Here is a 24,303-nt window from a genome sequence, read left to right on the forward strand (position 1 = left end):
TATGAATCAACGCGCTTTACGACTAACCGGCAGCACTCGCGTGCTGCCGGGTTTTGGTCTTTCCATGGGTATCAGCGTGCTGTTTATCTCGCTGGTACTGGTACTGCCTATCACTGGGCTTTTCGGGCAGCTTGCCGAGCTAAGCCTTGCCCAATACTGGTCAATTATTACCGAAGGCCGAGTGGTCGCAAGCTATATGGTCACCATGGGCGCGGCGGCGGTGGCGGCGTTAATTAATGCGGTCTTCGGCCTACTACTCGCTTGGGTATTGGTGCGCTACGAGTTTCCCGGCAAGCGGCTGCTGGATGCTTTAATGGACCTACCGTTTGCTCTCCCCACAGCGGTAGCAGGCATTACGCTGGCCACTCTCTATGCCAGCAGTGGCTGGATGGGGCGCCTGCTTGAGCCTTTGGGTCTTCAGGTGGCCTACACCTGGGTCGGTATCGCACTGGCCATGGCGTTTACCAGTATCCCGTTTGTGGTGCGCACCGTGCAGCCCGTATTAGAAGACTTACCCGCTGAGGTTGACGAAGCTGCCATGTCACTGGGCGCGACCGACTGGGTGGCCTTTCGCCGGGTGATCATGCCGCATTTATGGCCCGCCTTGGTTACAGGAACAGGCCTTGCGTTTGTGCGCTCGCTTGGCGAATTTGGCGCGATTATCTTTATCGCAGGCAATATGCCCTACGAAACGGAAATTACCGCGTTAATGATCTTCGTCAAGCTGCAGGAGTATGACTACGCAGGCGCCTCCGCAGTGGCCTCCGTGGTGCTGTTTGTTTCGCTCGCGCTGCTGCTTGCCATCAACATTTGGCAAGGCCGTTTTGTCCGCCGCCTGCACGGAGGTAAGGGATAATGCGTAGAATTGGTGATGCACCGGGCGTCAAGCGCCTGTTAATTGGCGCGGCGTTAATCCTGTCGGCGCTGTTTTTGTTGCTGCCGCTTGTCGCCATTTTCGCTCAGGCTTTTTCTCAGGGCGTGGCGACTTTCTGGGTCAATGTAAGCAATTATTTTACCCTGCATGCTATTGGTCTAACGCTGGTCATCGCCCTGCTCACCATTCCTATCTGCCTGGTGTTTGGCGTGGCCCTGGCGTGGCTGGTCACGCGGTTTAGCTTTCCTGGTCGGCGCATTCTGCAAACCTTGATTGATATCCCCTTTGCTGTTTCCCCTGTTGTTGCCGGTCTTATTTACCTGCTGCTTTACGGCCGCAACGGGTGGATCGGCAGTTGGCTGGATGGCCATGATATTCAGTTGATGTTTGCCTGGCCTGGCATTTTGATGGTGACCGTGTTTGTTACCTGCCCCTTCGTTGCCCGCGAGCTGATTCCGCTGATGCAGGCGCAGGGCTCGCGTGAGGAAGAGGCAGCCGCCACGCTAGGAGCCAAAGGATGGGCCACCTTTTGGCGAGTCACGCTGCCGAATATCCGCTGGGCACTGCTTTACGGGATTATTTTAACTAACGCCCGCGCCGTCGGTGAATTTGGCGCGGTATCGGTGGTCTCGGGCGCGATACGTGGTCAAACCAATACACTTCCTCTTCACCTTGAACAGCTTTACCAGGACTACAATGCGGTTGGTGCATTTGCATGCGCGGCACTGTTAGCACTGATTGCCCTGCTTACCCTGGCGGCCAAGGCAAGCCTGGAATGGCGCGCATCGCGCCGGGAGGCGCTCTTATGAGCATTCGCTTAGAAAATATTGCAAAACACTTTGGCAACACGCAGGCCCTTGAGCCTGTCAATCTGGATATCCATGAGGGCGAATTAGTCGGCCTTCTGGGGCCCTCGGGGTCAGGCAAGACCACGCTTTTGCGGATTATTGCCGGCCTTGAAAGTGCTGACCGCGCTACCCAGTCGGCCAGAATCATGTTCGGCGAACGCGATGTCACAAATGTACATGTGCGCGACCGGCGTATCGGCTTCGTATTTCAGCACTATGCGCTGTTTCGTCATATGAGCGTTTACGATAACGTCGCGTTTGGCTTGACGGTGATGGCCAAAAAAGAGCGCCCTTCCAGCGGTGAAATTCGCGCGCGTGTGTTTCGTCTGCTTGAAATGGTTCAGCTTGAACACCTGGCCAAGCGTTACCCCGCCCAGCTTTCAGGCGGCCAGCAGCAGCGTGTTTCTCTCGCCCGTGCGTTAGCGGTAAAACCCGACGTACTGCTACTTGATGAGCCGTTTGGCGCGCTGGATGCCAAGGTACGCCAGGACTTACGCCGCTGGCTTCGACGCTTGCACAGCGAACTAAATTTTACCAGCGTTTTTGTTACCCATGACCAGGAAGAAGCGCTTGAGCTTTCCGATCGGGTCGTGGTGATGAGCAACGGGCGCATTGAGCAAATTGATGCTCCGGACACACTCTATCATTCGCCAAAAAATCGCTTTGTCTTCGAGTTTCTGGGTGACGTCAACCACTTGGAAGGCAGCGTTCGTAACGGCATTTTGACCTGCGGCGATGCCTATTTGCACGTTGACCTACCCGAAGGTAGCGAAGAGCTACTTTTGCGCCCTCATGAGGTACGCCTGGCAGAACAGCCAAGCGATACCTGCCATCTACCGGTAGTGATAACGGCGATCTCCCCCGTGGGTGCCGAAGTGCGTGTTGAGCTGGAAGCTGACTGGCTGGAGAAGCCCTGGCTTGCGACCGTGCGTCATGCGGATTTTGAACGTTTAGCGATGCGCCGCGGACAACGCCTTTATGCCCACCCGCGCCAGTGGCACCGTTTTAAAGACGGGGTAACGGATTCAGAAAAACAGACACGAGCCGCTTAAATCGCCAACAGCGCCCACCACTTATCCTGCTGGCGTTTTACGTATAACAACGGCATAGTTGTTCAGGGGGCTCTTTGAAACAAGCTCTTTGAAACAGGTTATCAGGGTTTGTACGAAAAGTTGCTGAGCGAAGGCCAGACAAGGCAAAAATCATCGAAAAAACGGAGTTTACATGGGTAAATGAGTATTTTGAGCTGATTTTTAACGCCGTATGGTCGAGCGCAAGCAGTTTTCGTACAAAGCCTAGAACCAGTTATTGGAACAAACCGTTACTGCGGGGGAGAAAATATGCTTCGGCGCCAGTTTTTACGTCTTTCAGGAGTGCTGTTGGCAGGCCTCTGGTTAGCAGGCTGCTCAGGTCCTCAATACCTTCAGCTTAGCCCGGAGCGTAGTACGAACGTGCCGCAAACCGGGTCAGGCCAACACGTCACGGTCGTCGCCGTTGATGGTCGAGAAAGCGAGGTTATTGGTACAAGGGCTGGCGGCAGCATGTCAACGGCTCAGATTACCGTGAGCAGCCATGAGCTTATTCCCCAACTGCAAGCAGAAGCAGAGCGCGCGGTTCACGATATGGGCTTTAACCCCACCACTGAGCAGGCCCAAGGCAGACCCACGCTTACCCTGGAGCTTGTTAGCCTACAGTATGGTCGTGGCGATAGTGGTCAGCCCTTGGTAGACGAGGCGCGTATTGAGGGCGTTTTCCGGGCCATTGCCCAGAATAAAGGCACCACGTATACCGGCACCTACACCTCGCGCCGCACACAAGGCTATGCCGTTAGGCCGGGCGAAGATGCTAATACACGTATGCTGAATGACCTGCTCAGCGACGGCCTTAACCGGGCCTTCAACGACCCAGAGCTTGGTCAGCTACTCGCCCGCTGATATACATTGAGCGCGCTGGCACGCACTACTTGTGTGGTCCGCGCCGCTCTAATGACCAAACAGATTCAGTTCGGCCCCGTTCATCGGGGCTTCCTTGCTCAAGCAGCGTGACACGAAAGTTGGGTGTAAACAATTGAGCCACTTCCTGGTCAGGCACGCTATACGGCGGGCCCGCGCCCTCACCCTCGTGCGTTATGCTAACCAACAGCCCAGCGGCTCCGGGCGGGACCAGCTGGGCCAAGTGGAATGCATAGCGCTCTCGCGTGGCAGGCGGTAACGCAATCAGTGCCGCACGATCATAAAACGCGCCTACTTCGGCGGCCTGGCGTATGTGCAAATGAAAAAAATCCCCACACCAGAGTTCCACGCTACCTTGACGTGATATTTCAAATCCCGCTTGGGTATAGCGCGATACAGGCGTCTGGCGCTGGGTCAAGAATTGCGCTATTGCCTCAGGCGCCAACTCAATGCCTAGCACCGGATGTCCCGCATCAGCCAGTCAGCGCATGTCCAGGCTTTTACCACACAAGGGCACCAGCACTTTAGTGCCCTGCTCAACGCCCAATGTGGGCCAGTACTCAAGCAGCGCTGGATGTGGCTGAGATAGATGAAAACCAATCCGGCCTTCTTGCCAGCGCTGCCGCCAGGAAGTGCTCATTAGACGCCCTTTTACCCTTGAATCCAGAACCTAAAAAACTGGTCCTGATGCTTAGAACCTGGAACCTGGAACCTGGAACCTGGAACCTGGAACCTAGAACCTAGAACCAGCGATCACGCTTTTTACGCCGACGCGGCAAGTGCGGAACGATAAGCCCCACTAACAGCCCGGCACCCGCCACACCGCCGCCATACATGAAGTAGCGCATTAACAGGTCTTCTTCCTGGGTGTCCAGCCGAGCCTGAAGCGCGCGCACCTGCTGGCGCGACTGCTCGGCCTCGTTATCAAGCTCGTTATTGCGCGTTTCAAGGTCAGCAATGCGCTGCTCGCGCAGTTCAAGCGTCTCGGTCATCGAGGAGGTGCGCTGCTCCCAGGTATCGTTAATACCATCAAGCTCTGCGGTGAGCTCATCGACCCGGGCTTGAAGCACCGGCAACTGCTCGCGGGCACTAGGCGTTTCCTGGATTTCGTTCGTCAATACCCACACGGTGTCGCCGCTTTGGCCACGTACCCGGGTGTAATCACCGCTCTCTTCCAGCACCTCTACCTGCTCACCGGCATTTAACGTGCCAATAATGCGGTATCCATCAGTAGGCCCGCTGCGCACGTAAGTGCTCAATTTATCGCTCACCCACGCTTGGCCGTCGGTTTGTGCAATTGCTTGTGCGCTGGCCACACTTAATAAAACACCGGCCGCGATATAAGAGAAACGAAATTTATCTGCTTGCATAACGTCATGTCCTGATTAAAAAAAACGCTGTATAGCGGACGAGGCCACCAGCGCTTACAGCGTCGCGCCTGTCTTGAGCGCTTACCCTTCGCTACGTGGTGGTAGGGGGAAGGGACGAGGAAACTCAGCAACGCGGGCATCGCTTTTGACTGCCTTCAAAGGGCCTTCACGCTCCACCTCATCAATACGCACAATCGCATTAAGAGGCAGGTAGCTACGTTTGACACCCTCGAAGGTTCGCTGCAATTTTTCAGTTGCAGGATCAACAACTACCCGTGACGCATCGTCAAAGACAAACTCCTCGACTTCAATAAAGCCCCAGAGTTCGCTTTGAAATATTTCTCGAACGTATAAATCCCAAATTTCACCCTGTTGGTGCACCACTACTCGATAAATCGGCTTGGCCGCCATTTTGGCCTATCCCTCTTGCCCTATGAACATAAAATTTTCCGCCCTAGCGTACCATAACCCTATCAGCAGGGCCTTAGCTGACCTGCCTCAAAGCGTTAATAAACGCTAACTGTCCACTTTACGATCTACTAATTAGCCGATATAGCAGGCCTCGTGTAGGGTGAAGAGAGTGAAGCGGAAATGCTCTCACCCTATAGGAGTAACGGTCATGCAAAAGGATCCGAACAAAGGCTACATCGCGCTACTAGGCTGGAGCCTAAACGCTATCGAGGCGGCTGAAAAGTTTGACCGACGCTATATCGTGGTAGCGCCTGACTGGGCTGAGGAGTATTGCCAACAGCATGAGATTCCCTATGTTTCGTGGAATTTTGAACGTCTGAACGACCGTTCACTTGAGATCGCCGAAACGCTCAAAGAGAAAGGCGTTGATGTGGCGATCCCACTTTTTGAAGAGACCGTCGAGTGGGCAGGTGCCATTAACTCAGTACTCCTGGATAACCCTAGGCTTTACGGGCAGTCACTGCTGTTACGTGACAAAGCCCTTATGAAGCGGCGCGCCCAGTTGGGCGGCATCCGCGTAGGCATATTTGAAGAAGCCCACGATAAAGAAGATGTGGTGCGTTTTCTAAAGCGCGTTAACCAAACACTGCTTAAGCTTGATGGCGACCCCAACGATCCCATCCACCTTAAAGCCTTCGATAAAGCAGGCTGCCTGGGGCATCGCGTCATCCGTACCCCGGATGAAATCGATGCTATTCCTGATGAGGAATTTCCTGTCTTGATGGAGTCCCACCTTGACGGTTGGGAATTCGCCGTCGAGGCGTGGATTCATAACGGCAAAATCGCTTTTTTGAATATTTCTGAATACGTCACGTTAGGTTACTCGGTATTTGTTCCCGCTTCTCCAGAACTTGAAAGGTACCGCGAACAAATCACCGCTCAGATCGAAAAACTGATCAAGGCCTTTGATATTGAATTTGGCTTGATTCATCCCGAATACTTTGTCACCAGCGATGGTGAAATGTACTTTGGCGAAGTCGCCTACCGGCCACCAGGCTTTAAAGTGTTTGAGCTACTGGAACGGGTTTATGGCTTTAACGCTTACCAGGCCTCCATACTGGTGTTTGACCCTAAAAGCACGCCTGAGGAAGTGGCCGCCTTCTTTCCCAAGGAAGTAGTGGACGCCAATGGGTTTGCTGGCTGTTTTGGTGTTTATCCTCGTCGACGCGTTGTCAGCCGTCTTGAGATTCCCGAAGAGACAGAGGACCACGCTTACTTTGAGTCCCATGAGCTGACCTCGCCCGTTGAAGAGACGGTTACCAAGCGCACCGCCTTTGGCACCCACTGGGGGCTAATCTATTTCAAAGGCGATGATGCCCATACCCTGCGTGATCTTCTAAAACGACAGGAAGACCTCGACTTCTATGTATAATCCCAGTGACCACCGGGACAAGGAGTCATTGTGACGCCTCATAACGAGTCACTTTCAAACGATACGTGCAAGCTTGATGAGCTGCTTTTAAAACTAGACCAGGCTGTCGCCTTATTGGCAGAGGCGCCCTCTTTTACCAAGCTAGAAAAACTGCCTCGCGTCCTGGACACCGCTCGCCGGGTACTCTTGCAACCCGGTGGCAGTGCGGCGCTTGAAGCGCGTTCGGCAGTGATTGAAGCCTCAGGCGTTTTTGCGGGTTCTGACTGGGAAACACCTCAGTTTCTGGTGCCTACGCTAACCACGTTCTCACTGAAAAGTGCCGATGCCAATGTGGTCGTTATTGAAGCGCTAAGCGAGTTGCGTCTGCTGGCGGTCGCCAAAGGTGACTATCAACATGCGCTGCTCTCCCAGGAGCAGGCGCACCACTACCTGACACAAGTAATGGCGATTAATCTGTGGCTGCTGTTTTCAGCGCCCAGCGAAGCCGAGCGTGAAATCCAAGGGCGACTTGCGACCATTACGCGTCAGTTGTTTAACCACCTTGCCAAACGCATCGGCTATGAGCATGTTATTGATCAGTTGATAGATGAAATCTGGCGTATCTTGAAGCAGCGGCCTATCCAGGTCGATGCTATTAAACAGATGATTACCCAGATTGCCCTGTGCCAAGCCAACCCGGAAATTGACCTGGCCACCAGCGGGCAAGGCGCTGATCGCCTGGTGAGCTCACTCTATGGGCCTACCCAAGCGTGCCGCGAAGACCCCGGCGTGGATGTCTACCGCGAGCGCCTTGAGCGTATGGACACCACCGCGTTACAAGCAGAGGCCACAGGATGTGCCCGCGCCATGCACGATACGGGGCTGGTGTCGCCGTATCATGCCGTGTTGATGCGCTACCTACTTGAAGAGAGCGACTACCTACTGACCGAGGCGATGGGACTCTCCTCTACCGGCCGCGACTGCCTGCTGTGTTATCGTGAACTTGTCCACGCGCTTATTCGCAGCAGTGTTTACCCTGCCACTGCGCAGGCCGTTTATGGCTTGGCGCTTCTGCTTGAGCGGGGCATTCTTTACCAGCCACCGGTTGCTCCCGCCATGTGGCGTCAGCTTAATCTGTCGCTTTCCGACTGGACTCAGGCACGCCTGAACCTTGCCTACGGCGAGACAACCACACCCCGTGCGCGCCTGCTTGAAGGGGTTTTATGTATGCTGGGGCAGCCTTTAGGTGTGGGCCAAGGCAATAATCCTACCTGCCAGTCAGCCAGAGCGCTCTCCATGTGGGCCTACAACGACCCCGACTATTTACTGCAAATGGTGGCTTGGGCCGCACGAGATGATGAAATCATCATGCATTTTGAAGGTCAGCCCCTCTCCTCAAACGAGAGCCTGTCGGGTGTCGCATCAGAACTGCCTGTCGATTTAGACCCCGTCTCACTGATTGTGGTGCCTCATCTTGACCGCATTTACGCAGAAATGGGCCGACGCTGCCAGGGCCGCGCAGGCGACCCGCACCGCTGGGTGAACCCGGAATTTCATGGCTGGTGGTCAGGCCGCGGTTTTTGTATCAATGTCGACGTTGCCACCGGGCAACTCGCTAACCTTGATGCTTTTATTCGCCACTTTTACGCCTGTTACCACCCCTTTTATAACGGTAACCAACCGCTTATTCATCCTCAGCCTGCGGGCATTGCGATTACCGACAGCGCCGCCCGCTTTATCGGCTGGCATGCCATTACGATACTGCGCGCATCGCTTGATCCAACCGATATAATGCGGCTCTATTTTTACAACCCCAATAATGACAGCGGTCAAGATTGGGGTAATGGCGCTATTGTGAGTACCGCAGGTAACGGCGAACGCTTCGGCGAGGCATCACTGCCCTTCGACCAATTTACGTCGAGGCTCTATATCTTTCACTTTGACCCGCTGGAGCACGGTGAATTAGCCACGGTAACGGATGAAGAGCTTGATAACGTCAAACAGTATTTATATCGCAGTTGGGGAGCCTCTCGCGTGCCAGATACCGAGTTACAGGCCCTTGAAGGGTCTCACTCGCCACTTAACCCGCTATAGCCACGCGTTTAATTAACCATGTCATCAATGTTAAGACTTGATCAACTACTGGTCAGCCAAAGGGTTAGCCAGTTGAAAAGTAGCCAGAGGATACACAGCGACTGTTCGACGACGCCCCTGGAGCCCGATTACCGGAGGAGACGGTAACCGGGAGTTTCTTCTTCATGCTCTTAAACCTGCACCTCTGAATACGCCTAACTATGCGTAGACGGCGGTAACTTATTAATTGACTGCACTTTGACCGACTCCCCTTGGTCACGGTGCAGCCATACATCCATCTGCTCAAAAGCCACACGAACACCTGCTTTTTGAAACAGCTCATTTACCCGACAGTTGATTTCATCCGTCGCAGGCAAGCGCTCCTTGATGTCATCAACAAAAATGCGCAGCTCAAAATTGAAGCTATGGTTGCCATAGCTCAAACAGAACACCTGTGGCTCCGGATCAATCAACACCCGCTCGTTTTCATCTGCCGCCTGGCGTAAAAGCTGATGCACTTTGGCCAGGTCCGAGTTATGCGCAACGCCATACGTCAGCACGACCCTGGTCACGTTATCTGAAAGTGACCAGTTAATAAGCTGATCAGTCACAAAGGTTTTATTGGGAATAATAATTTCTTTTCGATCAAAGTCAGTAACGGTTGTCGCTCGTATCCTTATGCGGTTCACGGTCCCGTGCAAGTTACCCAGCGTAATCGTATCCCCAATGCGAATAGGCCGCTCGAACAGGATAATCAAACCTGAAATGAAGTTGGCAAAGATTTCCTGTAACCCAAAGCCCAGTCCCACACTGAGCGCCGCCACCAGCCACTGTAACTTGTCCCAGGAAACGCCCAGAGTGGCCAGCGCAATCAGCATGCCCGTGCCCACAATCGCATACGAGAGCAGCGAACTGATGGCATAGGCACTGCCCTGTTTTAGTGACAAGCGAGACAAGACCATTACCTCTAAAAGGCCAGGCAGATTGCGCGCCATAATAAAGGTAACTGCGACCACCAGCAGCGCGGTAATAACATCCGTGACAGACAGTTCACTGCCAATCAAATCCTCATCGCCAGAATCCCACAGGGAAACATGATCCAGATATCCCACCACGGATAAAAGATCCGACCAGACAAGATATAAAAGTAAGCTGAAGCCGATTAACAAAATCAGCTTGGAGAGGCGTAGCGACTGAGTATTGATTTTCTCCATATCCAGCGGCGGCTCTTCCACCACCTCAAGCCCCCCTTCAGCTTCCTCCTGCGCTTGAGCACGTCGGGCAAGCGCTCGTCGGTAAGCCAAGCGTCTGGCAGCAACAGCCAAACTACGCACTACCGTCGCCTCAACAACCACCCACAGCCCCAATAAATAAAGCGTGATAGCAAACCGCCCCGCCAAGCGTAGTGCGGTATATTCATATCCCCATACGATCAAGCCAACTAATATGAGCGGGATGGCGGCCATGGCGAGTCCCAACACCAAACGAAATAAGCGAAGCCCAAAAAAAGGAACATGTGCCAAAATCAGCTTCGTGAGCCACCAGCTCATGGCTAACAACCCCGCGACCATCAGGCCCAGTGCAATGGGACGCAAGGCTAAAGGTGCTTGCACCTGCCCCGATATTGTCGCAATCGCTATCACCGGCACCAGCGCAAACCCCAGCCAACGTAATAGCTTACGAAGCTGGGCGTTATAACGAGCAGGCCAGGTAAAGTGCCGTTCGGCAACGCCGTCAGGTGCGAGCAAACGCCGCCCCCACGCCACCACCACCCAGCTTAACGCGAGTTGCATTAAAGCAGGCGCAATACTGTGGGCTAATACATCGGCTGTTTCACGAAGCCCTACTCCAACACCGGCTAGCATCAACGGCCCCGGAATAGCCAATAGCGCGTTTAACAGCACTGCTTTTGGTGTGTGTAACTGAGTATCGCTTTTTAAACGGCCAATCTGTGAATGGATCGTCGCCAAGCGCTCTTTTATCCGCGCGCGTAAGCCAATGAGCAACAGACCAAGCAGCATCCATGGCAGCCCAAACACTATTTTCCAGGAAAGAGCCTGCCAGTGATTTGAAAAAATGACTCGCCACTCGCCTTCTCGCCACTCCAGCCGAATATTGCTGGGCAACTGGCGCAGCCAGTTAATATCCACAGGCTGACTGTTAGCGACCCAGAATAACTGCTCATCAATGGTGGTACGTAGCTCGCGTGTCGTGGTGAGCAACTGCTGCTGATTAAGCTGTAGCTCAATCGCAGAACTTAAAAGGCTGCTGTAGGATTGCTCCAGTTGCTCTACCAACTCACGACGCACTCTATAAATCTGGTTCAATGCGTCGATCACACTTGGGGTTGCATCAAGGCCTGCCTCTTCCACGCGCTGAATGGCTAACCGCCTGCTGTGGCGCAACTGGTCACTCTGGCGGGTTAAATCAAACTGCTTCAATCGAAGATCAGCAATTTCATCCTGCAAATGTCGATGCGGAACGAGCGTAGGCAATGATTGGCGCTGCTCATTTAAAATAAGTGATAACAAATGATTCCCACGCATGGCATCGATCTGTTCATTGAGACTACGCTGCAATTGGAGCACATAATCCAGATCACGCTGCGCCTCAAAATTTTCACGTAAGAGAATGTTGATACGGTCAGTTGCCTGCAGCAGTTCCTGGTTTATTCGTTGATTATCTTGCCGGGCATTGAGTATGACAGGGTTGTCCTCAGCCAAAAGCAAATTATCCGCGATGGCCTCGGCCGCCACTTGCTCAGACTCAAGGGTACGTTGAAGATCAATGGCATCCTCAAGTAAACCCAAGCGCTTTTCTTGATAATAAATTTGCAACGAAAAGAGATCGCGCCGTTGTTGCGCGAGTTCACGCAATCGGCTATTAACGCTTAACTCCCGTTGGTTATAAGCGGCATCTCGTTCCGCCAAGATACGTGCCAAGCCAAGCTGTATGAGCTGCGCATCCTTTGAGAGTGAGAGCTGGCTATCCGTTAATAGTGCTTCGCGATCATCGTACTCGCGACGTAGCGTTTCAACACGTTGAAGGGCATTGGAGATTGCCTGCTGGGCTCGCTCGGGTAACGTAATCGAGGCCAGTAACTGCGAGTTCACTTCGGCCAACTCCCCTTGCAGCTGCTGCAGCTCAAGGACAGCATCTGCCTGCTGTGACGTTAAATCGTCCAACGGCATATCGGCGAACGTTTGGGCAGTCAGCTGCTGAGAACTTTCTTCCACCTCACCCAGCTCAAACTCTAACTGGTGCAACTGCTCAGGCGCCTCATCAACCCGCTGGTTAAGTACCTTTAAACGTTCATCGTTGGCATCCAGACGTTTATAAATTTCCAGCGCGGCCCTTAAATTGGTCTGCTCGCTAACCTGCTGCGCGGGCAGTTCACCGTCTACTGAATCGAGCGTTGCCAAGCGCGCCGCTACTGTCTCTTGTGAGGGGACTTGATCAACGTCAAAGGCGCCCTGAACGCTAACGCACACCGTCATCAAATAAAGCGCAAATAGCGCCTTCAAAGTATAATTACAGATACATCTAACCACGGTTGATATACCCTCAGAAAAAAATTGATAGTGGTAAAATTTAAATACCAGACATTGTCAGGGGTTCCATTGATCTGCGCAACGAAGAGGTTGACTTACTCTCTTGGCATGTATAGAAACGATTCTGATAATTGATCCTTCCCCTTATTATTTGCGAGTCGCTTCAATGGTCACCCGAAAAATGGTCACCCGAAAACTGCTGTATGCAAGCGTAATAGCCTTGCTAAGCACAGTAACGTACAGTAGCCCTGCCTTAGCCGACTCCCAGGAAGAAATTGAAGCGCGTATTCGTGAGCTCAATAGTGAACTCTACCAGCTTCAACAACAGCTAGATAACCAAGCAGCACTTGGCGACACGCCTTCAAAAGTAACGGTAGAGCAACCACCCGAAGTAGCCGCTCGTGAAGATATCATCGAACGCAGGCTGCTTGAGCAAGAATCAACACGTAATCCCTTTTCGATTACCACACACCGCCTTAACTACTTGTTTCCCGTCAGCTATAACGCAAAACCGAATGCTGAGAATTTTCGTAATATCACGACCGATTCAGACGCTGAGCGGTATGAGCTCAAGTTTCAGATAAGCGTTAAAGCAAATTTGGCAGAAAATATTTTCGGTGATGTAGGCGATCTCTATTTTGGCTATACCCAGCGCAGTTGGTGGCAGGCTTACAATACCGATGCGTCCTCCCCGTTTAGGGAAACCAACTATGAACCCGAGCTGTTTATCGACTTCGATAATGCCTGGGATGCCCTTGGATGGGTAAACACGCGCAACCGGGTTGCTTTTAACCATCAGTCCAATGGACGTTCAGACCCCCTCTCGCGCAGTTGGAACCGCGTGTATCTGGAAAGTACGTTTCAGCGTGGCGACTGGGCAGTAACGCTCGCTCCTTTTTGGCGCGTCCCTGAATCTGCCAGTGACGACGATAACCCTGATATTGAGCACTATATGGGCTATGGCGATATCCATATCGCCAAGCGGCTCAACAATAATCATGAAATCAGCACGTTACTACGAGGGAACCCGAGCGCAGGTAACTACGGCACTCAAATTGACTATAGTTGGCCTACGTTTGGCAACCTGCGCGGACACATCCAGTATTACTATGGCTATGGTGAAAGCATGATTGACTATAATGATCGTGTTAATCGTCTAAGCATTGGTTTTAGTTTAAATCCCCTGTTTAGTGCGACGGGTTTGAACCGATAAAAAATGGCCTTGTCTATCATGTGTCGGCTGCTATGCTGATATAGATTAATTCATTCATTCGTCAAAGGAAGACAAAATGGCTAAGCGTCAATTCGATACTGATCACCGCGCTGATCAGTGGAAAGAAGATCTGCGCCACTTAAGCGACACCGTAGAAGAACTGGTTAACGCAACGTCCAAGGATGCCAGCGGCGAAATGCGCGACCTTCGTGCTCGTGCTGAAAGCCGTCTTAAAAGCGCCCGTGAACGCTTGGAAGCTCGCGGCGAGCGAATTTATGATGAAACCCGTGAAACGCTTTCAAATCAAGTCGACTGCTGTGATCGGTACGTACGCGAAAACCCGTGGTCCAGCATCGGTATCGGCGCAGCCGTCGGTCTATTGGTAGGTATGCTGCTCGGACGCCGCTAATGTCTTTGGGGCCAACCCAACGCGTATTTTCTGCCGCCAAGCGCTTAGTAAGGTCACTGGTTGCTAACAGTGAAACCCGACTGCGTTTGGCGGTTTTAGAATTAGAAGAAGAGCGCGCTCGTTTAGTCACACTGTTTCTGTTGACCGGCGCCAGCTTATTACTTTTATTGCTAGGTGTAATAACGCTTACCGCGCTAGTCATCGTGGTTTTTTGGGACTCTTATAGGCTGTTGGCGATCGGTGTCAGCGCGGGTGTCCTGATAGCAGCCAGTTTATTATTGGCGGCCATTGCTATTCGTCAGGCCAAACGGCATACGTTTTTAAAAGAAACGCTTAAACAACTAGCGGCTGATCGTGCTCTGCTTGAGGTGAAAGGCGATGAAGCAAACCAACAAGAGCGTTAAGCCGGCCAACCGCCCTGAGCGTATAAGCCGTGCGGAACGCAAAGCAGCATTACTTGCACAGCTTGAGCAGCAGCGCGTTGATATTTTGGTATGCAGCGATTATCTACAGCGTTCGGCCTCCCCACTTGATCAAAAGTGGCGCAGCATCAAGCTGCCACTTTATGCCGCTGGCGGCCTACTCGCCTACAAATTTTTACGCAGACCGGGCGGAGTAATGGCAGCAGGTAGAAAAGCGCTTGCAGGCTATATGCTATTTCGCAAATTGAAGCTGCTTTCTAACGTTGTTACTTAATGCCGGGCCGCACAAGCGGCCTAGCAAGCTTGCCCACAAGCAACCCCACTCGCCCACGCCCACTGAAAGTTATACCCTCCAAGTTCACCGGTTACATCCAGCACTTCTCCTATAAAGCGCAGTTGAGGCACATCTTTCACCTCAAACGTTTTCGATGAGATAGCGTCTGTATTGATCCCTCCCATGGTTACCTCTGCCGTACGCCACCCTTCAGTGCCCGCTGGTTTAAGCTGCCATTGGTTAAGCCGATAGGCCCATTGATCTACTTCATCGTTACTGTATTGAGCAAGCGGCGCTGCCTGATTCGCGTCTGGGTACCACTCTAAAAGTGCCTGTGCAAAGCGTTTGGGAAAGCGCTCTCCCAGCCAGGTGGATAACTGACGTTTGGGTGTTGTTTGACGCGCCTCACGCAGTGACGCGGCGGCATCCTCGCCCGGCAATGTATCAATCTCTATGGAGGAACCGGGCTGCCATACGCTGGATATCTGTAGCATAGAGGGGCCCGACAAGCCCCGGTGCGTGAACAGCATCGGCTCAACAAACCGCCGCCCTGCACAGCTCACCGCGACAGGCAAGCTGAGTCCGGAAAGTGCAGCACTGCGCTCCTTCCAGAAATCACTCAGGGCAAAAGGCACTAGCCCAGGCCGAGTAGGTAACACGTCCAGGCCAAACTGGCGTGCAAGCTCATAACCAAACCCGGTGGCGCCCATCGTGGGAATCGATAAGCCGCCGCTCGCCACCACGACAATCCCAGCATCAATGCTCCCCATCGATGTCATCAGGCGCATGGCGTCACCTTGCCTGGTGACTGTCTTGATCTGGGTATTTAGGGTTATCTCCACGCCCGCCCATTCGCACTCGGTCCATAGCACTCGCACAATTTCTTTAGCCGACGTTGCACAGAATAGCTGCCCAGGGGCTTTTTCCACGTACTCGACGCCATGCCGGTCAACCAGCTCTACAAAGTGTTCCGGCCGATAGCGCTTAAGCGCGGAAATACAAAAATGCGGATTTTCAGAGTAAAAATGCTGAGGTGTGGTGCCAAGGTTGGTAAAGTTGCAGCGGCCACCGCCTGACATCAGTATCTTTTTACCTGCCTTGTTGGCGTGGTCGAGTACCAGCACGCGTCGGCCTGCATAACCAGCCTGTGCAGCGCACATTAGGCCTGCGGCACCGGCGCCGATAACCACGACATCATAAACCATAGAGAATTGCTCTTGGGGGAGAAGACCCGCATTTTAACAGTTCAAGGCAAGGAGAAAATGTTTCTTCGCGTTTCATGACATCATATAAGAGTGCTAACCAGGATTACCTCCACGCCTGATACCGAGAAGCCTATGTCCGCGTATGCCCGACCGTATTTGCTTGTTTTGCTCACCGTTTTACTCTCAAGTCCCGCCCTGGGGCAAACCGCAGCACACCCCGCACCTTCTGTGATTGGCAGCCGCGCAGAAATAATGACGTGGTCTGACCCACTGGAAGCCTTGGGCACCCTGCGTGCCGATGAGAGCGTTACGCTTTCTGCAACGGTCACCGATATTGTGGCCGAGATCAATTTTGAGGATGGTGACCAGGTTGAACAGGGGCAAGTACTGATTCACCTTGACGATGCCGAAGAGCAAGCCCAGCTGCGCTCAGCTCAGGCCATCAGTGACGAACGACGTAACACGCTTGGTCGTACCACCCAGCTACAGGAGCGCAACCTGGCCGCTCGGGCGGACCTGGAAGACTTTCAAGCACAGCTTCGCCAAGCGCAGGCCAACACGCAGGTTATCGAAGCGCGGCTTACCAACTACCAAATCAAAGCTCCTTTCAGCGGCCGCGTGGGGTTGCGTACCATTAGTACCGGCACACTGGTAACGCCCGGCATGGAATTGGTAACGCTCGACAAGCTGGATGTGATGAAACTTGATTTTAGCGTTCCTGAACGCTTTCTAAGCCGCCTCTCAATCGGGCTGCCGCTCAGTGCTACGACAGCAGCCTACCCCGACGACATATTTAGTGGCGATATTGCCAGTATCGGTACACGCATTGATCCTATCTCGCGAAGCGTTAACGTGCGTGCCGTGCTTGAAAACCCGGATATGCGCCTTCGGCCGGGTATGTTGATGGAAGTGGTCGTTCAACAGCGCGTACGCGATGCCATCGTGCTGCCCGAAGCGGCACTCGAACCCAGTGGCGACCAACACCATGTCATGGTGATTGACCAAAGTGGCCCTACTCCGCGCCTTGAAAGGCACAGCGTAGTGATAGGTGAACGGCGCTATGGGCAGGTAGAAATTCTTGAAGGCGTTGAAGCAGGCGACCTGGTGGTTGTTCACGGATTGCAACTGGCAAGAGATGGGTTGGAAGTACGTTTACTGGGCATCGTGGACGATGAAACGAGTATTCGCGCCTTATTGGAGGCCGATCGCTAATGCGTCTATCGGACATTTCCGTACAGCGACCCGTGCTTGCCATGGTCATCGCCGCACTGATCATTGCCTTTGGCTTACTGGCGCTTAACCGGCTTCCTCTGCAAGAGTATCCCACCGTGGATCCTCCCATCGTTAGTATTGATACCCGCTATCCGGGCGCTTCTGCCAATGTCGTCGAAACGCGCATTACCCAAGTATTGGAAGACCGAATTGCAGGCGTCGAGGGCATTGAGTTAATCACCTCACGGAGCGAAGATGGCCGATCGCGCATTGAAATTGAGTTTGGCATTGAAATGGATATCAACGCGGCGGCGAACGATATCCGTGACCGAATTTCGGGCGCCTTGCGTAACCTGCCCGACGATGCCGACGCTCCGGAAGTCACCAAGGCCGATAGCAGCGAAGAGATTGTGGTATGGCTAAGCCTCTCGGGCGCCGACTACTCAATTACCGAGCTTACGGATTACGCCAACCGCTTTCTGGTTGACAGCCTGTCTGTGCAACCAGGCGTTGCCCGCGTTCGTATCGGCGGTGGCCGGGACTATGCCATGCGCGTATGGCTGGACCGCAATGCGCTTGCCGCTCGCGGCCTGACCGTCGGCGATATTGAAGATGCCCTGCGCGCCGAAAACGTTGAGCTACCGGCAGGCTCCATCGAATCACAAGACCGCCAGTTTATCGTTCGCCTCCCGCGCAGCTTTGCAACTGCCGATGACTTTAAACGCCTGGCCCTTAATCAAAGTGATAATGGCTACCTGGTCCGATTGGCTGATGTTGCACGGGTAGAGGTCGGCTCTGTAGAAGATCGCTCCGTATTTCGCGCCAATGGCATTCCCATGGTCGGGCTTGGCATCGTTATGCAGTCGACCGCTAATGTCATTGAGCTTTCAAGTGCAGTTCGGAATGAATTGGAGCGCCTTCAAGAGACGCTACCCGAGGGCATGACGCTTGGCCTAACCCATGATGCCTCGGTCTTTGTTTCCGGTGCCATTGAACAAGTCGTGATGACGCTGTTTATTGCCATGGGCCTGGTCGTCGTGGTGATCTTTTTATTCCTGGGTAATCTGCGGACCACGCTGGTGCCTGCCGTTACCGTTCCTATTGCGGTCATTGGGGCTTTTACCGCTCTTGCCGTAATGAACTTTTCAATCAACTTACTCACTCTGCTGGCGCTGGTATTGGCGATTGGTTTGATTGTTGATGATGCTATTGTGGTACTGGAAAATATCAATCGCCGCATGCACGACTATGGTGAAACGCCGCTGGTAGCCGCTTTTAGAGGAACACGCCAGATCGCGTTTGCGGTTATTGCCACCACGCTGGTGTTGGTCGCGGTATTTGTTCCGTTAAGCATGCTGCAGGGCGACATCGGTCGGCTCTTTTCCGAGTTTGCCCTCACGATGGCGGCAGCCGTTGTTTTCTCGACACTCTTGGCGCTTACCCTAACTCCCATGATGGCGTCCAAGATTCTTAAACCTGGCATGCACGACAGCGCCGTGGGTAAAGGTGTCCAGTGGCTACTGGGTATTACTCAGCGACGTTACCAGCGTATCCTTGAGTGGCTGCTTGCACGCAGTTGGATAGTTGTCGGGGTATTTGCGCTGTTGATCGCCATGACGGCATGGCTTGCCACCGAGCTACCCAATGAGTACACCCCACAAGAGGATCGTGGCAACTTTATCGTATTGGTGAATGGTCCTGAAGGCGCCACCTTCGATTACATGATGGACTACATGGATGAAATCGAAGCACGACTTGCTCCCCTTATAGAAACGGGTGAGCTTGAGCGTGTGGTCGTACGTGCGCCACGCGGCTTTGGCAATATCGAGAATTTTAACGGCGGTTTTGTCATCATCAATATGGCCGATTGGGGCAGCCGCCGCAGCGCATGGGAGGTAATAGATGACGTGCGAGCGCTGCTAAGGCCGCTGCCCGGCGTTCAGGCATTCCCCGTTATGCGTCAAGGCTTCGGACAACGCACACAAAAGCCTGTGCAGTTTGTGATTGGCGGCGGTAATTACGCAGAGCTCGCTCGCTGGCGCACCCTGCTGATGGACTATGTGCGGGAAGATAACCCACGCATTACTGCGCTTGAAAGCAACTATAACGAGACCCAGCCACAGCTAAGTGTCGAGATTAACTATGAACGGGCAGCAGCGTTGGGCGTAACGATTACCGAAATAGGCCGTACGCTTGAAGTACTGTTAGGCGGTCGCAACGTTACCCGCTACGTGGATAACGGCGAAGAGTACGACGTGATTATCGAAGGTGATCGCGATCGGCAGAACAGCCCCCGCGCCCTGGATAATATACAGGTACGCTCGGCACGCTCTGGTGAACTAATCCCTCTCGCAAGCCTCGTGACGCTTACCGACGTTGCTGGCGCCAGCACGTTAAACCGCTTTGACCGTATTCGAGCCATTACCATCGAGGCCAACCTGGCTGACGGCTATCCGCTTGGCGAGGCGCTTGCATACCTACAAGCTACCGCCGACACGCTGCTGCCCGAAGAAGCACAAACCAATTTGGCAGGCCCTTCACGTGATTTTCAGCAGGCAAGTGGTGCGACCACCTTTCTGCTGGTGTTAGGTGCCATCGTGGTATTTCTAGTGCTGGCCGCTCAGTTTGAAAGCCTTATCCACCCCCTTGTTATTATGCTGACGGTACCGCTTGCGATGAGCGGCGCTCTACTGGCCCTTTTGCTAAGCGGGCAGTCGCTTAACATTTATAGTCAGGTTGGCCTGGTACTATTGATTGGTCTGGCTGCCAAAAACGGTATTTTGATCGTCGAGTTTGCCAACCAGCTACGTGATGAGGGTAAAGCCTTTCGTACAGCGCTCATTGAAGCCTCCGTCACCCGGCTACGGCCTATTTTGATGACCGCAATTACCACCATGGCAGGTGCCATACCACTGATTATTTCAAGCGGACCAGGCGCTGAGTCCCGCCTGGTGATTGGCACGGTGATAATGGCAGGCGTTGGTGCGGCGACACTGTTCACGCTATTTGTAGTACCCGTTGCGTACGACCTTCTGGCACGTCATACCGGCTCCCCCGGTGCGGTTAAACGGCGTCTGGAAGAGGAAATTTCCGACTCAGCCGGTTAGCGACGTGTTGCTACTTTCTTTCTAGAGGTAAAAAAGGCTATAGGTCAAAAAAAGGACGCCTCTTTAAAAAGAGGCGCCCTTCTCAGGCATCAACGCAAGTGATTATTCACATTCACCTACACGCTGACCTTCAATAGCGGTATTCATGGTCAGCTCGCCCATTGGCGACTGAGTGAGAATATCAACGCTGCCGCTGATTTGCTCGCCCATAAAGCTCATATCGCCATCAATATTGGCTTCACCACCCTCTGCGCGACATACCATGCTGTAAGAGAGACCGTCAGCACTCATTTCCTGATTGAGAAGCTCACAACCATCTTCTTCTTCGATAAACCCAAACTCGGCACCTTCAAGGTCATCCTGAGTAATACATTGACGCTCGGTTTCCGTTTGATCTGGAATATCCATGTCGCCACTAATGCTGGTCACGCTGACGAACTCCCACTCGCCTGGGGTAACATTCGGCGCTTCCGCCAAGGCGACCATCGGGAAGGCCAAAGTGGCCGCTACTACCATGTTTCGTAACATCATCGTTTCTCTCTTTAGCACGTTGAAAAACAGTCCGTGGAAAACCGCTTATATCCTACCTGATTCATCACCGCCATGCCCGGCTTCGCGCTGACTGCTACACTGGCGCTAAGCTCCAAAACTTTTAAAGGTAGCTGCTTATGCACGATGATGCCTTGGTAAACCACGATTTTAACTGCCCCTATTGCGATGCGCCTCTGACGTTTGTCATCGATACTTCTCAAGGCAGCCACGCCACGTGGGAAGACTGCCATCAATGCTGTGCGCCTATTCAACTTGAAATCATCATCTCGCCCATGACCGGCGAACTTGAAGCCGTGTTAACCGGCCGAGACGATGACGTTTTCTAGCCAGACGCCTCCTTATTGCTAATTTATTTGCCGCTTGGCTTCGCTACGACGCATCAGGTACCACGCCAAAAACGTCACCAGCGATACCGTCAAAATAATCAACGTCGCCAGCGCGTTAATTTTCGGCGATACGCCCATGCGTACAGATGAAAACACCACCATGGGCAGCGTATTGGCGCCAGGGCCTGACACGAAGCTTGCGATGACGAGGTCATCCAACGACAGAGTGAAGGCGAGCAGCCAGCCCGCCGCCAGCGCAGGGGCAATAATGGGTAGCGTGATAAAAAAGAACGTTTTAAGCGGTGGTGAACCTAAATCCATTGCCGCCTCTTCTATCGAGCTATCCAGCTCGCGCAGGCGCGCCGCCACTACGATGGCAACGTAAGCACTACAAAAGGTGGTATGCGCAATCCAAATAGTGCCTACACCCCGGTCGGCGGGCCAGCCTGTCAGCTGTGCCATTTGAACAAATAGCAGTAGCAGCGACAGTCCGGTAATGACCTCGGGCATGACAAGTGGTGCAGTTACCATGCTGGAAAGCGCCGTTTTTCCACGAAAGCGACCAAAGCGCGTCATTACAAACGCCGCGACCGTTCCCAAACATACCGCCATGCTCGCGGCAAAAAACGCGATTTTTAGACTCGTCCATACTGCCGAGAGAATTTGTTGATCCTGGAACAGCGCCCCGTACCACTGGGTTGAAAAGCCTGCCCACACGGTAACGAGCCTGGATGAGTTGAAAGAGTACACCACCAACACCGCCATCGGCAGATAGAGGAACACCAGGCCGAGTATCAGCATCACGGTTGAGAAATTCGGCCGCCGTCGTACTCCGCTCATTCTTCAAGCCCCCGAGACTGGTAACGGTGAAACCAAACAATCGGTATTAGCAGCAGCAGTAACATCACCATTGCCAGCGCCGAGGCAACGGGCCAATCGCGATTAAGGAAAAACTCCTCCCAAAGTACCTTACCAATCATCAGCGTATCCGGGCCGCCCAATAGCTCAGGAATAACAAACTCGCCCACGGCCGGGATAAATACCAGCATTGACCCCGCAATAATTCCTCCCATCGAAAGGGGCAGTGTTACCTTGATAAAAGTATTGAGCTTACGTGACCCAAGGTCCGAAGCGGCCTCCAGTAGTGAGTTATCCAGCCGGGTTAGATGGGCATAAAGAGGCAGCACCATAAAGGGCAGATAGGCATAGACAATACCTATCACCACGGCAAGCTGCGTGTTCATCATTCGTAAAGGCGTGTCGATCAGACCAAGCCCTATTAGTAGATTATTGATAAGGCCGCTGTTACTTAAAATCCCCATCCAGGCATACACCCGAATCAAAAACGAGGTCCAGGAGGGCAACATCACCAGCAACAACAATAGAAGCTGCCAACGTGCCGGGGCGCGGGCCATGGCGTACGCCATCGGGTAGCCGATCAACAAACAGGCCGCGGTTGAGATAAACGCCGTTTTTACAGACCCCCAATAGGCGGCTGCATACAGCGAATCGGAGAGCAAGAACAGATAGTTGCCCACGTTTAAAAAGATATGCAGGGTCTGGTTGGTATACTCAAGCAGCGGCCCATAAGGGGGGATCGCCACAACACCTTCCGACAAACTGATCTTCAGTACCAGGGCAAAGGGCAGCAAAAAAAACAGCAGTAGCCATACAAGCGGCAAGGCAATCACCGCCCGACGCCCTAACTGTAAGCGTTTGAACAGGGCGGTGAGTTGAGATGGCATCATCGCAAGCAATCTCCCAAGTAGCCAGAAAGGGCCATTAGCGGTTCAACACGATGGCACTGTGGTCTTCCCAGTAGACATACACACTGTCTTCCCAGGTTGGCCGGTCACCCCGCCGTTCGGTATTCGCCATGCTGACTTTAATCAACTGTCCCGAGGCGGTGCGTACGTAGTAAAGCGAAAAACCACCCAGGTAGGCGATATCGTGGACTTTACCCTCTGCCCAGTTGTAGTCCGACGTGGGTTTTTCACGTGTTAGCCAGATTTTTTCCGGACGCAGCGCTGCCCACACCCGCCGATCAACCGCTTGAGTTGTAATGCCGTGGTCAATATAAATGGGGCGTTCAAGCTCAGGCGATACGATTTGGCAGTGGTCAGCGGCATCTTCCACAATCTCGCCTTCAAACAGGTTCACCGTACCAACAAATTCCGCCACCATACGGCTGGCTGGGCTTTCGTACACATCGACCGGCGAGCCGACCTGCTCAATCCAGCCATCGGCCATAATGGCGACACGATCCGCCATGGTCATGGCCTCTTCCTGATCGTGGGTCACCATAATGCAGGTCACGCCGACCTGCTCAATAATCTCGACCACTTCCAACTGCATTTCGGTACGCAGCTTTTTATCCAACGCGCCCATGGGCTCATCAAGCAGCAACAGTTTTGGCCGTTTGGCGAGGGAACGCGCCAGCGCCACCCGTTGACGCTGGCCACCGGAAAGCTGATGCGGCTTACGCTTGGCAAAGCGCTCCATATGCACCAGTTTCAGCATTTGCGCCACGCGCGCATCTACTTCACCCTTGGCAAGCCTGTCCTGTTTTAGCCCAAAGGCAATATTTTGCGCCACCGTCATGTGCGGAAATAGCGCATAGGATTGAAACATCATGTTAATCGGGCGCTTGTAGGGCGGGACCGCAGTAATGTCTTTACCGCCAAGCAAAATATGCCCGTCCGTGGGAGTTTCAAACCCGGCAAGCATACGCAACAGCGTCGACTTCCCCGAACCCGACCCGCCTAAAAGCGCAAAAATCTCACCACGCTTCACCTGTAAATTTACATTATCTACCGCCAAGGCCTCGTCAAAGCGCTTACATAAGCCTTTAACTTCTAGCACGATGTCTTCTGCAAACCGCGGCGTTTTGCCTTGCGGGCGTTGTATCGCCAAGGCAGACGCTGCCGTTTCGTTCACTGAAGGTTCGTTTGCCGAGGGTTCGTTCGCCGAATTTCCGTCCGACAGGGGCGTAGTGACCATTCGCCACTCCCATCAAAAGGCCCGGAAACCCGGGCATTAAAAGATGAACAGCGAGACAGGCATAGGGCCTGGCTCGCTGCCGGATGAGGTTTA

The 24,303-nt window shown here is 53.3% G+C and carries 21 protein-coding genes and 1 pseudogene; 13 read left to right on the top strand and 9 right to left on the bottom strand.

What is annotated here, in order from left to right; genetic code table 11:
* The first annotated feature begins 1 nt into the window (after window position 1).
* The 4 genes from cysT (at window position 2) to CZ787_RS04800 (ending at window position 3,656) form a co-directional block, all read left to right on the top strand.
* A complete protein-coding gene (cysT, locus tag CZ787_RS04785; RefSeq protein WP_087106725.1) occupies window positions 2-856 on the top strand; it encodes a sulfate ABC transporter permease subunit CysT in 855 nt (284 codons plus the stop codon).
* Entirely contained in the window at window positions 856-1,683 is an 828-nt protein-coding gene (gene cysW, locus CZ787_RS04790) for a sulfate ABC transporter permease subunit CysW (RefSeq protein ID WP_087106726.1), read from the top strand. The genes cysT and cysW overlap by 1 nt, the downstream gene beginning before the upstream one ends.
* Complete coding sequence (locus CZ787_RS04795; protein WP_087106887.1) at window positions 1,680-2,774, top strand: sulfate/molybdate ABC transporter ATP-binding protein; 1,095 nt, start codon at window positions 1,680-1,682, stop codon at window positions 2,772-2,774. Before cysW ends, CZ787_RS04795 begins: the two co-directional genes overlap by 4 nt.
* A 288-nt stretch (window positions 2,775-3,062) precedes the next feature.
* The gene (locus CZ787_RS04800; protein ID WP_087106728.1) at window positions 3,063-3,656 is read left to right on the top strand and encodes a YajG family lipoprotein; all 594 of its coding nucleotides are present in this window, start codon (window positions 3,063-3,065) and stop codon (window positions 3,654-3,656) included.
* A 25-nt stretch (window positions 3,657-3,681) separates the two neighbouring features.
* Here CZ787_RS04800 and CZ787_RS04805 read toward each other — a convergent pair.
* The 3 genes and pseudogenes from CZ787_RS04805 to CZ787_RS04815 all read right to left on the bottom strand — a co-directional run bounded on the left by CZ787_RS04805 (window position 3,682) and on the right by CZ787_RS04815 (window position 5,455).
* Window positions 3,682-4,314, bottom strand: a pseudogene (locus tag CZ787_RS04805) (thiopurine S-methyltransferase).
* A gap of 100 nt (window positions 4,315-4,414) precedes the next feature.
* Complete coding sequence (locus CZ787_RS04810) at window positions 4,415-5,044, bottom strand: TIGR04211 family SH3 domain-containing protein (protein WP_087106730.1); 630 nt, start codon at window positions 5,042-5,044, stop codon at window positions 4,415-4,417.
* A gap of 81 nt (window positions 5,045-5,125) precedes the next feature.
* On the bottom strand, window positions 5,126-5,455 hold the full coding sequence (locus tag CZ787_RS04815) for a DUF1820 family protein (RefSeq protein WP_018916745.1): 330 nt from the start codon (window positions 5,453-5,455) through the stop codon (window positions 5,126-5,128).
* 208 nt (window positions 5,456-5,663) lie between these two features.
* Between CZ787_RS04815 and CZ787_RS04820 the strand changes: the two genes are divergently transcribed.
* A complete protein-coding gene (locus tag CZ787_RS04820; RefSeq protein WP_087106732.1) occupies window positions 5,664-6,887 on the top strand; it encodes an ATP-grasp domain-containing protein in 1,224 nt (407 codons plus the stop codon).
* 30 nt (window positions 6,888-6,917) lie between these two features.
* A complete protein-coding gene (locus CZ787_RS04825; protein ID WP_087106734.1) occupies window positions 6,918-8,960 on the top strand; it encodes a hypothetical protein in 2,043 nt (680 codons plus the stop codon).
* Between the two features lie 194 nt (window positions 8,961-9,154).
* On the opposite strand, the gene mscK is transcribed toward CZ787_RS04825, so the two are convergent.
* Window positions 9,155-12,463: a mechanosensitive channel MscK gene (gene mscK, locus CZ787_RS04830; RefSeq protein WP_254908569.1), complete on the bottom strand. Its 3,309-nt coding sequence runs from the start codon at window positions 12,461-12,463 to the stop codon at window positions 9,155-9,157.
* A 208-nt stretch (window positions 12,464-12,671) separates the two neighbouring features.
* Between mscK and CZ787_RS04835 the strand changes: the two genes are divergently transcribed.
* The 4 genes from CZ787_RS04835 to CZ787_RS04850 all read left to right on the top strand — a co-directional run bounded on the left by CZ787_RS04835 (window position 12,672) and on the right by CZ787_RS04850 (window position 14,808).
* Window positions 12,672-13,703 carry a phospholipase A gene (locus CZ787_RS04835; protein ID WP_087106890.1) on the top strand — a complete coding sequence of 344 codons (1,032 nt, stop codon included), beginning with the start codon at window positions 12,672-12,674 and terminating at the stop codon, window positions 13,701-13,703.
* A 76-nt stretch (window positions 13,704-13,779) separates the two neighbouring features.
* The gene (locus CZ787_RS04840) at window positions 13,780-14,112 is read left to right on the top strand and encodes a DUF883 family protein (protein ID WP_087106738.1); all 333 of its coding nucleotides are present in this window, start codon (window positions 13,780-13,782) and stop codon (window positions 14,110-14,112) included.
* Window positions 14,112-14,516, top strand: coding sequence for a phage holin family protein (locus tag CZ787_RS04845; protein WP_087106740.1), 405 nt, complete (start codon window positions 14,112-14,114; stop codon window positions 14,514-14,516). The genes CZ787_RS04840 and CZ787_RS04845 overlap by 1 nt, the downstream gene beginning before the upstream one ends.
* Window positions 14,491-14,808, top strand: a complete 318-nt coding sequence (locus CZ787_RS04850) for a YqjK family protein (RefSeq protein WP_087106742.1) — start codon at window positions 14,491-14,493, stop codon at window positions 14,806-14,808. Before CZ787_RS04845 ends, CZ787_RS04850 begins: the two co-directional genes overlap by 26 nt.
* 20 nt (window positions 14,809-14,828) lie before the next feature.
* On the opposite strand, the gene CZ787_RS04855 is transcribed toward CZ787_RS04850, so the two are convergent.
* Complete coding sequence (locus tag CZ787_RS04855; RefSeq protein ID WP_087106744.1) at window positions 14,829-16,013, bottom strand: NAD(P)/FAD-dependent oxidoreductase; 1,185 nt, start codon at window positions 16,011-16,013, stop codon at window positions 14,829-14,831.
* 132 nt (window positions 16,014-16,145) lie between these two features.
* Here CZ787_RS04855 and CZ787_RS04860 point away from each other — a divergent pair, with 132 nt between their 5' ends.
* Both CZ787_RS04860 and CZ787_RS04865 read left to right on the top strand, forming a co-directional pair.
* Window positions 16,146-17,225: an efflux RND transporter periplasmic adaptor subunit gene (locus tag CZ787_RS04860; RefSeq protein ID WP_087106746.1), complete on the top strand. Its 1,080-nt coding sequence runs from the start codon at window positions 16,146-16,148 to the stop codon at window positions 17,223-17,225.
* Window positions 17,225-20,332 carry an efflux RND transporter permease subunit gene (locus CZ787_RS04865; RefSeq protein ID WP_087106748.1) on the top strand — a complete coding sequence of 1,036 codons (3,108 nt, stop codon included), beginning with the start codon at window positions 17,225-17,227 and terminating at the stop codon, window positions 20,330-20,332. The genes CZ787_RS04860 and CZ787_RS04865 overlap by 1 nt, the downstream gene beginning before the upstream one ends.
* A gap of 102 nt (window positions 20,333-20,434) precedes the next feature.
* On the opposite strand, the gene CZ787_RS04870 is transcribed toward CZ787_RS04865, so the two are convergent.
* Entirely contained in the window at window positions 20,435-20,863 is a 429-nt protein-coding gene (locus tag CZ787_RS04870) for a DUF3617 domain-containing protein (RefSeq protein ID WP_087106750.1), read from the bottom strand.
* Window positions 20,864-21,000: 137 nt separating this feature from the next.
* Between CZ787_RS04870 and CZ787_RS04875 the strand changes: the two genes are divergently transcribed.
* Window positions 21,001-21,210, top strand: a complete 210-nt coding sequence (locus CZ787_RS04875; protein WP_087106752.1) for a CPXCG motif-containing cysteine-rich protein — start codon at window positions 21,001-21,003, stop codon at window positions 21,208-21,210.
* Between the two features lie 18 nt (window positions 21,211-21,228).
* On the opposite strand, the gene CZ787_RS04880 is transcribed toward CZ787_RS04875, so the two are convergent.
* The 3 genes from CZ787_RS04880 to potA are packed head-to-tail and all read right to left on the bottom strand — an operon-like array spanning window position 21,229 to window position 24,210.
* Window positions 21,229-22,050, bottom strand: coding sequence for an ABC transporter permease subunit (locus CZ787_RS04880; RefSeq protein ID WP_087106754.1), 822 nt, complete (start codon window positions 22,048-22,050; stop codon window positions 21,229-21,231).
* Window positions 22,047-22,958 carry an ABC transporter permease subunit gene (locus CZ787_RS04885; protein ID WP_087106756.1) on the bottom strand — a complete coding sequence of 304 codons (912 nt, stop codon included), beginning with the start codon at window positions 22,956-22,958 and terminating at the stop codon, window positions 22,047-22,049. Before CZ787_RS04885 ends, CZ787_RS04880 begins: the two co-directional genes overlap by 4 nt.
* Before the next feature lie 34 nt (window positions 22,959-22,992).
* Window positions 22,993-24,210 (bottom strand): polyamine ABC transporter ATP-binding protein, encoded by a 1,218-nt coding sequence (gene potA, locus CZ787_RS04890; protein ID WP_087106758.1) that lies wholly within the window; start codon window positions 24,208-24,210, stop codon window positions 22,993-22,995.
* Between the last annotated feature and the right edge of the window lie 93 nt (window positions 24,211-24,303).

This window comes from Halomonas citrativorans (assembly GCF_900163645.1).
GTDB lineage: Bacteria > Pseudomonadota > Gammaproteobacteria > Pseudomonadales > Halomonadaceae > Vreelandella > Vreelandella citrativorans.